This window comes from Microbacterium sp. (assembly GCF_017305435.1).
Taxonomy (GTDB): Bacteria; Actinomycetota; Actinomycetes; order Actinomycetales; family Microbacteriaceae; genus Microbacterium.
Map to the genome: position 1 here is coordinate 250,980 of NZ_JAFKIP010000003.1, position 13,753 is coordinate 264,732.

Annotated in this window: 13 protein-coding genes; 7 read left to right on the forward strand and 6 right to left on the reverse strand. The window is 69.4% G+C overall.

The genetic code is table 11. The features are described from left to right. Positions 1 to 23 precede the first annotated feature (23 nt). Complete coding sequence (locus J0I43_RS04530; protein ID WP_292859715.1) at positions 24 to 767, reverse strand: sulfite exporter TauE/SafE family protein; 744 nt, start codon at positions 765 to 767, stop codon at positions 24 to 26. Between the two features lie 102 nt (positions 768 to 869). On the opposite strand from J0I43_RS04530, the gene J0I43_RS04535 reads away from it, so the two are divergent. From J0I43_RS04535 to J0I43_RS04555, 5 genes are all read left to right on the forward strand, one after another. After that, a complete protein-coding gene (locus tag J0I43_RS04535) occupies positions 870 to 1,745 on the forward strand; it encodes a PRD domain-containing protein (protein ID WP_292859718.1) in 876 nt (291 codons plus the stop codon). Between the two features lie 139 nt (positions 1,746 to 1,884). Continuing rightward, positions 1,885 to 3,756, forward strand: a complete 1,872-nt coding sequence (locus J0I43_RS04540; protein WP_292859721.1) for a beta-glucoside-specific PTS transporter subunit IIABC — start codon at positions 1,885 to 1,887, stop codon at positions 3,754 to 3,756. A gap of 100 nt (positions 3,757 to 3,856) precedes the next feature. Continuing rightward, positions 3,857 to 5,275, forward strand: a complete 1,419-nt coding sequence (locus J0I43_RS04545; protein ID WP_292859724.1) for a glycoside hydrolase family 1 protein — start codon at positions 3,857 to 3,859, stop codon at positions 5,273 to 5,275. A 111-nt stretch (positions 5,276 to 5,386) separates the two neighbouring features. Beyond that, complete coding sequence (locus J0I43_RS04550; protein WP_292859727.1) at positions 5,387 to 6,184, forward strand: HAD family hydrolase; 798 nt, start codon at positions 5,387 to 5,389, stop codon at positions 6,182 to 6,184. A gap of 33 nt (positions 6,185 to 6,217) precedes the next feature. Then, entirely contained in the window at positions 6,218 to 7,105 is an 888-nt protein-coding gene (locus J0I43_RS04555) for a Cof-type HAD-IIB family hydrolase (RefSeq protein ID WP_292859730.1), read from the forward strand. Positions 7,106 to 7,302: 197 nt separating this feature from the next. On the opposite strand, the gene J0I43_RS04560 is transcribed toward J0I43_RS04555, so the two are convergent. From J0I43_RS04560 to J0I43_RS04570, 3 genes are all read right to left on the reverse strand, one after another. Beyond that, the gene (locus tag J0I43_RS04560) at positions 7,303 to 8,133 is read right to left on the reverse strand and encodes an NAD(P)-dependent oxidoreductase (protein WP_292859733.1); all 831 of its coding nucleotides are present in this window, start codon (positions 8,131 to 8,133) and stop codon (positions 7,303 to 7,305) included. A 123-nt stretch (positions 8,134 to 8,256) separates the two neighbouring features. Then, entirely contained in the window at positions 8,257 to 9,045 is a 789-nt protein-coding gene (locus J0I43_RS04565; protein WP_292859736.1) for an enoyl-CoA hydratase/isomerase family protein, read from the reverse strand. Between the two features lie 112 nt (positions 9,046 to 9,157). Then, positions 9,158 to 9,928, reverse strand: a complete 771-nt coding sequence (locus J0I43_RS04570) for an SDR family NAD(P)-dependent oxidoreductase (RefSeq protein ID WP_292859739.1) — start codon at positions 9,926 to 9,928, stop codon at positions 9,158 to 9,160. A 172-nt stretch (positions 9,929 to 10,100) separates the two neighbouring features. On the opposite strand from J0I43_RS04570, the gene J0I43_RS04575 reads away from it, so the two are divergent. Together J0I43_RS04575 and J0I43_RS04580 are read left to right on the forward strand one after the other, a co-directional pair. Then, the gene (locus J0I43_RS04575) at positions 10,101 to 10,826 is read left to right on the forward strand and encodes an aminoglycoside 3'-phosphotransferase (RefSeq protein WP_292859742.1); all 726 of its coding nucleotides are present in this window, start codon (positions 10,101 to 10,103) and stop codon (positions 10,824 to 10,826) included. Between the two features lie 20 nt (positions 10,827 to 10,846). Next, positions 10,847 to 11,239 (forward strand): MmcQ/YjbR family DNA-binding protein, encoded by a 393-nt coding sequence (locus J0I43_RS04580; RefSeq protein WP_292859745.1) that lies wholly within the window; start codon positions 10,847 to 10,849, stop codon positions 11,237 to 11,239. A gap of 171 nt (positions 11,240 to 11,410) precedes the next feature. On the opposite strand, the gene glpK is transcribed toward J0I43_RS04580, so the two are convergent. Then, positions 11,411 to 12,925 carry a glycerol kinase GlpK gene (glpK, locus tag J0I43_RS04585; protein WP_292859748.1) on the reverse strand — a complete coding sequence of 505 codons (1,515 nt, stop codon included), beginning with the start codon at positions 12,923 to 12,925 and terminating at the stop codon, positions 11,411 to 11,413. 50 nt (positions 12,926 to 12,975) lie between these two features. After that, the gene (locus J0I43_RS04590) at positions 12,976 to 13,734 is read right to left on the reverse strand and encodes an MIP/aquaporin family protein (protein WP_292859753.1); all 759 of its coding nucleotides are present in this window, start codon (positions 13,732 to 13,734) and stop codon (positions 12,976 to 12,978) included. Between the last annotated feature and the right edge of the window lie 19 nt (positions 13,735 to 13,753).

Consider the following 13,753-nt stretch of genomic DNA (forward strand, 5'->3'; position numbering starts at 1 on the left):
GACGGATGCCGGGGCGCGTGGCCTCAGCGCGGCAGCAAGAGGTACAGCGAGCCCGCAACGGTCAGCACGATGACGATCCGCTCGAACAGCCGCTGGTCGATGCGCCGTGCGATCGCGCGCCCGACGAAGGCCGCCGCGATCACCACGGGAGCCAGCACGAGGTCGATGAGGAGGCCGCCCGGACCGATCAGGCCGAGCCCGATCGAGAACGGCAGCTTCGCCACGTTCACTATCGCGAAGAACCACGCCGATGTGCCGAGGAACGCCTGCACGGGGAAGCGCGCCGCCAGGAAGTACATCGACATGACCGGGCCCGCGGCATTCGCGACCATCGTCGTGAAGCCGCCGACGCTCCCGTAGAGCCCCGCGGCGACGCGGCTCGGTTCGGCAACGACCGCGGCGACCGCTCGGCGACGCCACAGGGTGATCCCGACGACGAGCAGCAGCAGCACCCCGATCGTCACCCGCACGACGACGTCCGACGCGAACCCGAGGAACACCGCGCCGATGACGAGGCCGACCACGACGGCCGGGGCGAGGCGCACGATGGTGCGCCAATCGGCGTGCCGCCGGTAGCTGATCAGCGCGAAGACGTCGCCGACGATGAGGAGCAGGAGGATCGTGCCCGTCGACTCCTTCGCGGGCAGCACGGCGGCGAACAGCGCCACCGCGACCGTGCCGGCTCCGGGCAGCGCCGCCTTCGAGAGGCCGATCACGGCGGCACCGAGCACGAGCACCGCCCAGCCGAGGGCACTGAGTTCAGGCATCCCGCCCTCGCGCATCGATCACGTCGCCCACGGTATCGTCTGCGGGTTTTTCCTCCCGTCACGCCCGGCCGGGCGCCCCGGGGCCGCCCTAGACTTCTGGGCATGGGCGGCGTCGCAGTGCACAAAGTGCTGAACAACAACGTCGTCATCCAGATCGACGAATCCGGACGTGAGCGCGTCCTGATGGGACGGGGCATCGGGTTCGGGCTGAAGCCGACGGATGCCATCGACCCGGCCCGCGTCGAGAAGACCTTCATCCTCGACGCCGGAGACGGCGCCGAGAACGAGCTGCGCCTGCTCGCCGAGGTGCCCTACCCCGTGCTCGAGGCGGTGAGCCGGGCCGTCGACGGCGCCGAGCGCACACTCGGCCGCGCCCTCGGACGGGGCTTCACGATCGCGGTGATCGACCACATCCAGTTCGTGCTCGAGCGGCTGGATCAGGGGGTGCGCATCCCCGCGGCATCCATGCCCGAGCTGCGCGTCCTGCACCCGCAGGAGTTCGCCGCGGCCGCGGAGATGGCCGCGTCCATCGCGACGGCGCTGGAGAGGCCGCTGCCGCCCGAGGAGTCGGTGTTCCTCACGATGCATCTGCTCAACGCCACCCGCGACGAGCCGAACGGCACCGCCGCCCTGCTGTTCCGGCGCGTGCAGCACGTCGTGATCACGGTCGAGAACGGACTGGGCGTGCATCTGGACACCGAGAGCCTCGACTACGCACGCTTCGTCCTGCACGTGCAGTTCCTCCTGCAGCGGCTCGTCTCGCGCACCATGCTGCGCAGTCATGACACCTCGTTCTTCGAGTTCGCGAAGCACTCCTACCCGGCGTCGTTCGAGATCGCGACCGAGGTGAAGGACTACGTGCGGGCCGCGACCGAGTCGGAGCTCACCGACGAAGAGGTGCTCTACCTCATCGTCCACATCGAGAGACTCAAGTCGCAGATCGGCCCTGGCGAAAACCTCCGACCGGTGGTATCCTGACGGCAGATCCTCAGGATCGTTACCGCATCAGCGGGCGAAACCTGGACTCACCTCATCGTTCACACGATGAATCGAGTCCAGGTTTTTTTGTTGCCCGGGCAGCGATGCCCGGACCCTCACACAGAGAAAGGCGAATCCGATGGCGGATTACGCGAAGACGGCCACAGACGTCCTGAAGGGCGTCGGCGGCGAAGAGAACGTGACCTCGCTGGTCCACTGCATGACGCGGCTGCGCTTCGTGCTGAAGGACGAGTCGAAGGCGGATGCCGCGGCGATCCGGGCCGTTCCCGGCGTCATCACGACGGCACAGGCCGGCGGCCAGTACCAGGTCGTCATCGGCAACGACGTGCCCGAGGTGTTCGCCGAGATCGGCAAGATCTCCGGCATCGGCGGGGCGGGAGCTGCGGCGCAGGCCGCGGGCGAGCCGGAGAACAAGGGCAACCTGTTCAACCGCTTCATCAAGATGATCTCCTCGATCTTCACCCCCGTGCTCTGGGCCCTCGCCGGAACCGGCCTGCTGAAGGCGTTCCTCTCGGCGGCGGTCACGTTCTCGTGGATCGACCCGACGAGCTCGACCTACCTGGTCCTCAACGCCCTGTCGGATGCCTTCATCAACTTCCTGCCGCTCGCCCTCGCGATCACGGCGGCGCGCTACTTCAAGGCGCAGGAGTTCACGTCGCTCGCGATCGCCGGCGCGCTCGTGTATCCGACGATCACCGCCGTCGTCGGTGCTCCGGACCTGACGTTCTTCGGCATCCCGTTCACGATGGTCAGCTACGTGTCGAGCGTGATCCCGATCATCATCATCGTCTGGCTGCAGAGCCACGCCGAGCGTTGGCTCATGAAGGTGCTGCCGAGTGCGATCAAGCGCTTCGTCACGCCGATGATCGTCGTGCTCGTCGCCGTGCCGCTCGTCTTCGTCGTCGTCGGCCCGATCTCCGACATCGTCGGTCGCAGCATCGGCGGCGCGATCGGCTGGGTCTTCGAGGTCGCCCCGTGGCTGGGCGGCGCGATCATGGGCGGCCTGTGGCAGGTGTTCGTCATCTTCGGTCTGCACTGGGGCCTCGTGCCGCTCTTCCAGGTGGAGTTCCAGACGACCGGTCAGATGCTGCTCATCGCCCCCGTGTTCGCCGCCGTGCTCGCGCAGGCCGCCGCCGTCGCCGGCGTGTGGGTGCGCACCCGCAACAAGAACACCCGCTCGCTCGCTGCCCCCGCGACGATCTCCGGCTTCCTCGCCGGCATCACCGAGCCCGCGATCTACGGCATCAACCTGCCCCTCAAGCGCCCCTTCGCCTTCGGCATCGTCGGCGGTGCGCTCGGCGGTGCGATCATCTCGCTCGGTGGCGTGTTCTCGACGGCGTTCATCGTCCCGTCGGGCCTCGCGGTCACCGCGCTCCTGGGCAACGGCAACATGGTGATGATGGGCCTCGGCCTGCTCGTCGCGATCGGTCTCTCCTTCGCTCTCACGGTCGCCTTCTTCAAGGAGCCCGCGGTCGATGAGACCGTCGAGGTCGCCGGCGCCGACGCCGCCAACGACGTCGTGATCCTGTCGCCTCTCGACGGAACGGTCGTTCCGCTCGCCGAGGTCGGCGACGCCGCCTTCGCCGACGGCTCGCTCGGCAAGGGCGTCGCGATCCTGCCCCGCTCGGGTGCGGTCTACGCCCCGTTCGACGGGACCGTCGTCGCCGCATTCCCCACGGGGCATGCGTTCGGCCTGCGCCACGCGGACGGCGCCGAGGTGCTCATCCATGTCGGCATCGACACGGTCAAGCTGAACGGCGAGCACTTCGCGGTCAAGGTCACGAGCGGCCAGCAGGTGAAGGCGGGCGACCTGCTCGTCGAGTTTGACGGCGACGCGATCGAGAAGGCCGGGTACGACCTCACGACCCCCGTGATCGTCACCAACCCCGACCTCTACCCCGAGATCGCGGATGCCGCGTCGGGCCCCATCGCCCACGGCGAGCCGCTCTTCACGGCCGTCTCGGTCGAATCGGCCCTCGCCACCCGCTGACGCGGGAGGCGACCGACCTGCCGGGGGCGCGGTGAAGCCCCGCGCCCCCGGCATCCCACCCCAGCTCTCCACGACGCAGACACACGAAACGGATGACATCATGAGCACCACCCCGACCTTCCCCGCGACCTTCCTCTGGGGCGGCGCGACCGCCGCGAACCAGCTCGAGGGAGCGTACGACCAGGGCGGCAAGGGACTGTCCGTGCAGGACGTCCTGCCCGACGGCGGCATCTTCCCCCGGGTCGCGGAGCCGACGCCGGACAACCTCAAGCTCGTCGGCATCGACCACTACCACCGCTACGCGGAGGACATCGCCCTCTTCGCCGAGATGGGGTTCAAGACGTACCGCTTCTCGATCGCGTGGAGTCGCATCTTCCCGCTCGGCGACGAGGAGACCCCGAACGAAGAGGGCCTCGCCTTCTACGACCGCCTGCTCGACGAGCTCGAGAAGCACGGCATCGAGCCGCTCGTGACGATCTCGCACTACGAGACACCGCTGCACCTCGCCGAGACGTATGACGGCTGGACCGACCGCCGCATGATCGGTTTCTACGAGCGCTACGCGCGGACGCTCTTCGAGCGCTTCGGCGCCCGCGTGAAGTACTGGCTGACCTTCAACGAGATCAACTCGCTGCTGCACGCGCCGTTCATGTCGGGGGGCATCAACACCCCGAAGGACGAACTCTCCGAGCAGACCCTCTACCAGGCGATGCACCACGAGCTCGTCGCTTCGGCGCGCGCCACCCGCATCGCCCGCGAGGTCGCCCCGAACGCGCAGATCGGCTGCATGGTGCTGTCGATGCCGGTCTACCCGCTGAGCCCGTCGCCGGCCGATGCTCTCGCGGTCATGGACTTCGACCACTCGAACCTCGTCTACGGCGACGTGCACACGCGCGGCGCGTACCCGGGCTACTTCCTGCGGACCCTCCGCGAGAAGGGCATCGAGTTGGAGATCACCGACGAGGACCGCGACGACCTGCAGAACACGGTCGACTTCGTGTCGTTCAGCTACTACATGTCGGTCGCCGCGACCGCCGATCCCGCGCTGCAGGCGAAGGGCGAGGGCAACATCATGGGCGGCGTGCCGAACCCGACGCTCGAGGCGAGCGAGTGGGGCTGGCAGATCGATCCGGTGGGCCTGCGGATCGTCTTGAACCAGTTCTGGGACCGCTGGCAGAAGCCGCTGTTCATCGTGGAGAACGGGCTCGGCGCCAAGGACCAGCTCGTCGAGGTCGACGGCGTGAAGACCGTCGTCGACGATTACCGCATCTCCTACCTGAACGACCACCTCGTCCAGGTCGGCGAAGCCATCGCCGACGGCGTCGACGTGCTCGGTTACACGACGTGGGGCTGCATCGACCTCGTCTCAGCATCCACGGCGCAGCTGTCGAAGCGGTACGGCTTCATCTACGTCGATCGCAACGACGACGGCTCGGGCAGCCTCGACCGCTACAAGAAGAAGTCGTTCGACTGGTATGCCGAGGTCATCCGCACGAACGGCGCATCGCTGGACAGCTGACCTCCACCTCACCCCACCACCACCACCACCTCGCGAGGGGTCGCGACACGCGGCTGCGCTGTGCGCGGTCACCGCGTGTCGCGACCCCTCGCGCATTCGGTTAGGAGCGATATGACGACGAAGGCGATCTTCCTCGACGTCGACGGCACGATCATGCAGGACGGGCACTACATCCCGGCATCCGCCGTGGCCGCCATCCGCACCGCCCGCGCCCGCGGGCACCTCGTCTTCCTGAGCACGGGCCGCGGCATGGCCGAGATTCAGGGCGAGCTGAAGGAGATCGGCTTCGACGGCGCGGTCAGCAACGGCGGCGCGTTCGCCTCGGTCGGCGACGAGATCGTCGCCGGCACGTTGTTCTCGCCGGCCGAGGTCGCGCGACTGCGCGGATATCTGGCGCGCCTGGGCATCCACTCGTACTTCCAGTCGTACGACCAGCTTTTCGCGAGCGAAGGACTGGCCGAGATGATGGCCGCGAAGCTCGAGGGCACGGCGATCCCGATGAAGGTGTTCCACGACCCGGCGGACTTCGACGACGCTCAGATGGCGAAGCTCGTGTTCGTGACCGATGATCGGGATGCCGCGGAGCGCGCGCTCTCGGAACTCGCCGCCGAGTTCGCGGTCGTCGGCGGTACGATTCCGGTCGCGTTCTGGGCGTCGGGAGAGGTGGCGCCGCGCGGCGTGCACAAGGGCGCGGCGATCCTCGCCCTGCTCGCCCACCTGGGGATCGACCCGGCCGACGCGATCGGCATCGGGGACAACTGGAACGACGCCGAGATGTTCGAGGTGTGCGGCACGTCCATCGCGATGGGCAATGCCGCGCCGGCGGTGCAGGCGCTGGCCGACCAGGTCACGACGGCGATCGACGACGACGGCGTCTACAACGCCTTCGTGCGCAACGGGCTGATCTGAGGCCTCAGCATCCGTTCACCGGCATACGAAAGGATGGGGCATGTGACTTCCACGGACTCCTCTCAGCGCATCGTGTTCATCGACGTCGACGGGACGATCCTCGAACACGGAACGGTCATCGCCCCATCGACGGTCACCGCGATCCGCTCGGCACGCCGGAACGGCCACCTGGTGTATTTGTGCACGGGCCGGTCGGCGGGCGACATCCACCCGTCGGTCCGCGCGATCGGCTTCGACGGCGCGATCACCAACGGCGGCGCCTTCGCCGTGCGCCTCGGCGAGGACGGCAGCGAGGAGCGCCTCGCCGCGCACCTCATGCCGCGCGCCGCGGTCGACCGGATGATCGCGTACTTCGAGGGCCACGGCATCCACTACTTCCTGCAGACCGACGAGGGCGTGTATGCGTCGAGCGGCGTCGCCGGCATCGCCGAGGAGTTCTTCCGCCAGCGGCGCGAGCGCCACGCCGAGGACCTGCGCGCACTCGGGCTCGACGAGGACGAGCCCGCACCGATGATCGGATACCGCCCGATCGCGGACGTCGACCTCGACCAGGTCGTCAAGGCGACGTTCATCAGCACGAGCTCGGACACCCTCGACCGCGCCGAGGAGGACCTCGGCGACACGTTCCATGTGATCCCCGGGTCGATCCCGATGCCCGGCGGCTCGAACGGCGAGATCGCGATGCTCGGCGTCAACAAGGGCTCGGCGATCCTCGAAGTGCTGCAGGCGCTGGGGCGGGATGCCGCGGACACCGTCGGCATCGGCGACAGCTGGAACGACGTCGAGATGTTCGCGGTCGTCGGCACCGCCGTCGCGATGGGCGGCGCCGACCCCGAGCTGCAGGCGAAGGCGGACCTCGTCACGACGGGCGTGCTGGACGACGGCGTGCACGGCGCGCTCGTGCGCCTCGGTCTCGTCTGACGCGCGCCGCCCGCCGCCGACCCCGCCCCGCCCCGCCCGCCGCCGACCCCGCCCCGCCCCGCCCGCCGCCGACCCCGCCGAGTGTCCAACACACGCGGATGCCGCGGGTACCGCGACCGCGTGTCCTGGACACTCGGCAACCGCGGGCGGCGCCCGGCCTCGATCCGCGGACGGCCGCGCCGCGGACGGCCGCCGGCTCAGAGGAAGATGTCGGGGAACAGCTCGCTGTCGGGCGTGCCGGGGGTCGCGGCGTAGCCGGAGAAGTCGGTGACCCCGGCATCCCGCAGCACCTGCTCGACGATGAGCGTCTGCCCGCTGTACTCGCGAGCCGGCTTGAGAAGAACCTCGTAGGCGGCGTCGGCGTAGACCTCGGGCGTGCGGCTGACCTTCATCATGCGGTCGCCCCCGAGGGCGTACTGCACGGCCGCGGTCGCGATCGTCGTCTCGGGCCACAGGCTGTTCGCGGCGATGCCGTCCTTCGCGAACTCGGCCGCCATCCCGAGCGTCGCCATCGTCATGCCGTACTTCGCGAGGGTGTACCCCGTGTGCGCGCCGAGCCACCGCGGGGTGATGTTCAGGGGCGGTGAGAGGGAGAGGATGTGCGGGTTCTCGGCATCCTTGAGGATCGGCACCGCAGTGCGGCTGAGCATGAACGTGCCGCGGACGTTGACGTCCTGCATGAGGTCGTACTTCTTCGCCGCCAGCTCGAGCGACCCGGACAGGTCGATGACCGAGGCGTTGTTGATCACGATGTCGATGCCGCCGAACTCGCCCTGAGTCTTCAGCACGGCCTCGGTGACGGTGTCGTCGTCGCGCACGTCGCCGACGATCGGGAGCGCGCGGCCGCCCGCCGCCTCGATCTGCTCGGCCGCCGAATGCACCGTGCCCTCGAGCTTCGGGTGAGGAGTGTCGGTCTTCGCGATGAGTGCGATGTTCGCGCCGTCACGTGCCGCGCGCAGCGCGATCGCGAGCCCGATGCCGCGGCTGCCGCCCGACATCAGGATGGTCTTGCCGGCGAGCGTGGTCATGCGTTCTCCTCTGGGTGCGTGTGTGGTGTTGTCCCACTTCGTGCGGGTCGTCCCACTTCGGGTGGGGGTTGTCCCACTTGTGGCTGGTTTGCGAGGCGAGAACCAGCCACAAGTGGGACACGGTCAGGTGAGCGGCGGGGGTGCGGCGGCGCTCTTGCGGGATGCCGCGGCGAAGGCCGCGACGCGCGCGCGAGCCTCGGCGGTGTCGAAAGCCGCGCCGATCGAGCGCGCCTCGTCGGCGAGGTTGCCCTCGAACGCTCGCCGCGCACCCGCGCGCACGAGGCGCTTCGCCTGACCGAAGGCCGCGGTCGCGCCCGCGAGCCAGAAGTGCGCGACCTCGGCGGCACGGGCGCCGGGGTCGTCGGCGACCTCGGCTACGAGACCCCAGTCGAGCGCCGTGGCGGCGTCGATCGTCTCGTCCTGCAGCAGCAGACGCAGCGCGCGGGTCTGGCCGATCGCCGCGGGGAGGAGGGTCGAGACGCCGAGGTCGGGGGTGAGCCCGATGTTGGCGTAGCGGCTGACGAACTTCGCCCGCGGACTCGCCACGACGTAGTCGGCCGTCAGCATGAGCCCGAGGCCACCGCCCGCGACCGCCCCCTGCACGGCGGCGACGACGGGCGTCGCCGACTCGACGAACGTGCGGATGCCGTCGTGGATGATCTCCGCCATCGCCGTGACGTCGGCTCCGCCGGCCCCGCTCGTGGCCATCTCGAGCACATCGCCGCCGGCGCAGAAGGCGGGGCCCTCGGCATCCAACAGCACGGCACCGACCGTGTCGTCGGCGGTCACCTCGTGCGCGAGATCGCGCCAGCGACGGCCCATCTCGAACCCCATCGCGTTGAGCGACGCGGGGCGGTTGAAGGTCAGGCGCGCGAGCGCGCCCTCGCGGCGGTAGAGGATCGAGTCGGTCATCGGCGGGTCTCCGGGTCGGGCGGTTCGAGCGGTCGAGCGGTTCGAAGAGGTTGGGCGGGTCAGGCGGGTCAGGCGGGCCAGGCGGCTCGAGTGAGTCGGGCGGGCGCGACCATCACTTCGGCGCCATCCGGATCGCGCCGTCCAGGCGGATCGTCTCGCCGTTGAGGTAGCCGTTGCGGACGATCTCGAGCACGAGCGACGCGTACTCGTCCGGGCGTCCGAGGCGCTGCGGGTACGGCACCTGCTCTCCGAGGCTCGCCTGCGCAGCCTCGGGAAGGCCCGCGAGCATCGGAGTCTCCATGATCCCCGGCGCGATCGTGCACACGCGGATGCCGTAGCGCGCGAGCTCGCGCGCGATCGGCAGCGTCATGGCGTGGACGCCGCCCTTGGATGCCGAGTACGCGGGCTGCCCGATCTGACCGTCGAACGCGGCGACGGATGCCGTGTTCACGATGACTCCGCGGTCTCCGCCGCCGGCTCCCGCTGTCGGTTCGGTCCGAGCCATCGCGGCCGACGCCTGCGCGATGACGTTGTACGTCCCGACGAGGTTCACCCGGACGATCTTCTCGAAGTGCGCAAGGTCGGTGGGGGCTCCGTCACGGTCGAGGACCTTCGCGGGCGGCGCGATCCCCGCGCAGTTGACGACGACGCGGAGCGGCCCGGCGGCGCCGGTGGCGGCGACGGCCGCGGCGACCTGATCCGGATCGGTGACATCGGCGGCGGCGAAGGTGCCGCCGAGTTCGGCCGCACGGTCGACGCCGGGCGAGGACGGCAGGTCGACGATCACGACGTGCGCTCCGGCGGCGGCGAGGCGCTGCGCCGTCGCGAACCCGAGACCGCTGGCGCCACCCGTGACGAGCGCGGATGCTCCGCTGATGTCCATGTGTGCTCTCCTTCGAACTCCCGACCAGCCTAGGCGATGAGATCGAGTATCAAAAGTGCAGAAACCCAGTTTCACGAAGAGAAGGAGGGTGGCGCGACTGCACGATACGGCGTTCACTGGAGCGCATGGATCTCGAGGTCAAGCGCGCCGATGAGCGGGCGGCGGACGCGACGTGAGCGTCCCAGCCCCGGATCTCGCCGTCCCCGAGCGCGTCCGCGCACTCGCGCGCGGTGCGGCGGTCAGCCCCGTCTGGATCAACGGCGTCGGCGGCGTGACGTTCCGAGCGGAGGACGACCGGTACATCAAGTTCGGTCCGCTGCACAACGAGACCTCGATGTCCACCGAGGCCGAACGTCTGCGCTGGGCCTCGGCGTACACGGTGGTGCCCGACGTGCTCGAGTTCGACGACGATGGGGAAGACGAATGGCTCGTGACCCGCGCCCTGCCGGGCCTCTCAGCCGTGGATCCACGCTGGCTCCTCGACCCGCCGACTGCTGTGCGCGCGATCGGCGCGGGGCTGCGCGCGCTGCACGATGCCCTCCCGGTTGCCGACTGCCCTTTCGATTGGTCTGTTCCGACGCGAATCGCGAAGGCCGCGGCGCGGGGCATCCACGTGACCGACGCTCTGCCTTCACCCCCGCCGATCGACCTGCTCGTCGTCTGTCACGGCGACGCGTGCGCGCCCAACACGCTGCTGGATGACGAGGGGCGTGCGCTCGCGCACGTCGATCTCGGCGCACTCGGCGTCGCCGATCGCTGGGCGGATATCGCCGTCGCCGCAATGAGCACCACGTGGAGCTACGGACCCGGATGGGAGCGTGCTCTCGCAGATGCGTACGGCATCGAACCCGACGAGGAGCGTCTCGGCTACTACCGCGCCCTCTGGAACGCGACCTAACCACGCGGCAGGATGGCCCCATGACCCACCCGATCATGTTCGACGACGCCGACCCGGTGCTCGCGCGTGTCCGCGCGATCGCGCTCGCGCTGCCGGAGGCGGCGGAGAAGATCACGCACGGGCGGCCGACGTTCTTCACGACCAAGGTGTTCGCCTACTACGGCGGCGCGCCGCGCGGCGAGACGGGCCGCCGCCACGACACGGCGCTCCTGTTCCGACCTGACCCCGCCGACGACCCCGCGCTCCGGCAGGACGGCCGCTTCTTCGAGCCCGCGTACCTGTGGCCGCACGGCTGGCTCGCGCTCGACCTCGGACCGTCGACCGATTGGGCGGAGGTCGGCGAACTGCTGGATGCCTCGTACCGGGCGTCCGCGCCGCACCGGCTCGTCACGGCTCTCGATGCGCGCGGGTGACGCCCGAGGCATCCACCCCCACCCCGCAGCTCGTGCACGTACTCCGCAGAAACGCACGTACTCCGCAGCCGGATCCACCTTCGGCTGCGGAGTACGTGACATTCTGCGGAGTTCACCGGCCCCGCCCGCTCGCCCGCACGACGGCGGCGGCGGCGGCGGGCTCAGCCCCGCTCAGCGGACGTCGTCGTCGACCCAGTCCATCGACTTCGTGACGGCCTTCTTCCACAGGCGCAGCTGACGCTCGCGCTCCGAGACATCGCCCGAGGGCTCCCAGCGCTTGTCCTCCTGCCAGTTGGCCCGCAGTTCGTCGAGGTCGTTCCAGAACCCGACCGCGAGGCCCGCCGCGTAGGCCGCGCCCAGCGCCGTCGTCTCCGCGACGACCGGCCGCACGACCGGCACTCCGAGGATGTCGGCCTGGAACTGCATGAGCGCGTCGTTGGCGATCATGCCGCCGTCGACCTTGAGCTCGGTGAGGTCGACGCCCGAGTCGGCGTTCACGGCATCCAGCACCTCGCGGGTCTGGAACGCGGTCGCCTCCAGCGCCGCGCGGGCGATGTGGTTGCGGTTCGCGTAGCGGGTGAGGCCGACGATCGCGCCACGCGCGTCGGGGCGCCAGTACGGCGCGAACAGCCCCGAGAACGCGGGCACGAAGTACACGCCGCCGTTGTCCTCGACCTTCTGGGCGAGCTCTTCGACCTCGGGCGCCGAGGAGATGATCCCGAGCTGGTCGCGCAGCCACTGGATGAGCGACCCGGTGACCGCGATCGACCCCTCCAGTGCGTAGTGCGCCGGCTCGTCGCCGAGCTTGTAGCCGACGGTCGTCAGCAGCCCGTTCTCGCTCTTCACGATGTCGGTCCCGGTCTGGAAGATCAGGAAGCAGCCCGTGCCGTAGGTGTTCTTGCTCTCACCCGCGTCGAACGCCGCCTGGCCGAACGTGGCCGCCTGCTGGTCGCCGAGGATGCCGGCGACCGGCGTCTCGCGCAGCAGCGACGTGTCGCGGGCCTCGCCGTAGACCTCCGAGGAGGAGCGGATCTCCGGCATCATCGAGAGCGGCACGCCGAACTCGGCGAGGATGTCCTCGCGCCACTGCAGCGTGTGCAGGTCCATGAACAGCGTCCGCGACGCGTTCGTCACGTCGGTCGCGTGCACGCCCCCGTCGGGACCCCCGGTGAGGTTCCACAGCACCCACGTGTCGGTCGTGCCGAAGATCAGGTCGCCCGCCTCCGCCTTCTCGCGCGCACCCTCGACGTTCTCGAGGATCCACACGATCTTCGTGCCCGAGAAGTAGGTCGCCAGCGGCAGACCGACGATGTCCTTGAACCGCTCGACGCCCTCGTCGCCGGCGAGCCGGTCGACGATCGGCTGCGTCCGGGTGTCCTGCCAGACGATGGCGTTGTAGACGGGGATGCCGGTGTTCTTGTCCCACACGACGGCCGTCTCACGCTGGTTCGTGATGCCGATCGCGGCGATGTCGTGCCGCGTGAGGTTGGCGCGACCGAGCGCGACGCCGATGACCTCGCGCATGTTGTCGCGGATCTCGATCGGGTCGTGCTCGACCCATCCGGCGCGCGGCATGATCTGCTCGTGCTCCTTCTGGCCGACGGAGATGACCGAGCCCTTCTTGTCGAAGATGATGGCGCGACTGGAGGTGGTGCCCTGGTCGAGGGCGATGATGTACTGAGCCATGAGAGTGACTTCCTTGTCTGTTGCCTGGTCGGGAGGGATCCGGCGCCCGCTCAGGCGCCGGCGAGGTGGAGCAGGACCGGCGAGGCCAGCGCAGCGAGCGCGCCGCCGATGAGGGGACCGACGACGGGCACCCAGGAGTACGCCCAGTCGCTCGAGCCCTTGCCCTTGATGGGGAGGATCGCGTGCGCGATGCGCGGGCCGAGGTCACGCGCCGGGTTGATGGCGTAGCCGGTCGGGCCACCGAGGGATGCGCCGATGCCGACCACGAGGAGGGCCACGGGGACGGCCGTCAGCGGGCCGAGGCCGCCCGGCACGCCGATCTGCACGTCGCCGTAGTCGGCGAACGCGAAGATGACGAAGACCAGGACGAACGTGCCGATGATCTCGGTGACGAGGTTCCAGCCGTACGAGCGGATCGCGGGACCCGTCGAGAACACACCGAGCTTCGTCGCCGGGTCGGGCTCGGCGTCGAAGTGGTCCTTGTACGCGAGCCAGCAGAGCACGGCACCGAGGAAGGCGCCGACCAACTGGGCGGCGATCGCCACGAGGAAGTGCGTGAACGTGATCTTGCCTGCGATGAGCAGGCCGATCGAGACGGCGGGGTTGAGCTGCGCGCCGGAATACGCCGAGACGAGGACACCGGCGAACACCGCGAGTCCCCAGCCCCAGTTGATCATGAGCGTGCCGCCGCCGTTGCCCTTCGTCCCCTTGAGGATGACGTTCGCGACGACACCCCCACCGAGGAGGAGGAGCATCCCGGTACCGACCATCTCGGACAGGAAGTAGAGCCCCAGATTGACGTCTTGCATGTCGACATTGACCTTTCGT

What these genes read in the sequence shown, in the direction of transcription:
- J0I43_RS04535 (WP_292859718.1), top strand. Translation starts at nt 870, where the DNA reads ATGGGCGGCGTCGCAGTGCACAAAGTGCTGAACAACAACGTCGTCATC.
- J0I43_RS04550 (WP_292859727.1), top strand. Translation starts at nt 5,387, where the DNA reads ATGACGACGAAGGCGATCTTCCTCGACGTCGACGGCACGATCATGCAG.
- J0I43_RS04570 (WP_292859739.1), bottom strand. Translation starts at nt 9,928, where the DNA reads ATGGACATCAGCGGAGCATCCGCGCTCGTCACGGGTGGCGCCAGCGGT.
- J0I43_RS04565 (WP_292859736.1), bottom strand. Translation starts at nt 9,045, where the DNA reads ATGACCGACTCGATCCTCTACCGCCGCGAGGGCGCGCTCGCGCGCCTG.
- J0I43_RS04580 (WP_292859745.1), top strand. Translation starts at nt 10,847, where the DNA reads ATGACCCACCCGATCATGTTCGACGACGCCGACCCGGTGCTCGCGCGT.
- J0I43_RS04590 (WP_292859753.1), bottom strand. Translation starts at nt 13,734, where the DNA reads ATGCAAGACGTCAATCTGGGGCTCTACTTCCTGTCCGAGATGGTCGGT.
- J0I43_RS04545 (WP_292859724.1), top strand. Translation starts at nt 3,857, where the DNA reads ATGAGCACCACCCCGACCTTCCCCGCGACCTTCCTCTGGGGCGGCGCG.
- glpK (WP_292859748.1), bottom strand. Translation starts at nt 12,925, where the DNA reads ATGGCTCAGTACATCATCGCCCTCGACCAGGGCACCACCTCCAGTCGC.
- J0I43_RS04540 (WP_292859721.1), top strand. Translation starts at nt 1,885, where the DNA reads ATGGCGGATTACGCGAAGACGGCCACAGACGTCCTGAAGGGCGTCGGC.
- J0I43_RS04560 (WP_292859733.1), bottom strand. Translation starts at nt 8,133, where the DNA reads ATGACCACGCTCGCCGGCAAGACCATCCTGATGTCGGGCGGCAGCCGC.
- J0I43_RS04530 (WP_292859715.1), bottom strand. Translation starts at nt 767, where the DNA reads ATGCCTGAACTCAGTGCCCTCGGCTGGGCGGTGCTCGTGCTCGGTGCC.
- J0I43_RS04555 (WP_292859730.1), top strand. Translation starts at nt 6,218, where the DNA reads ATGGGGCATGTGACTTCCACGGACTCCTCTCAGCGCATCGTGTTCATC.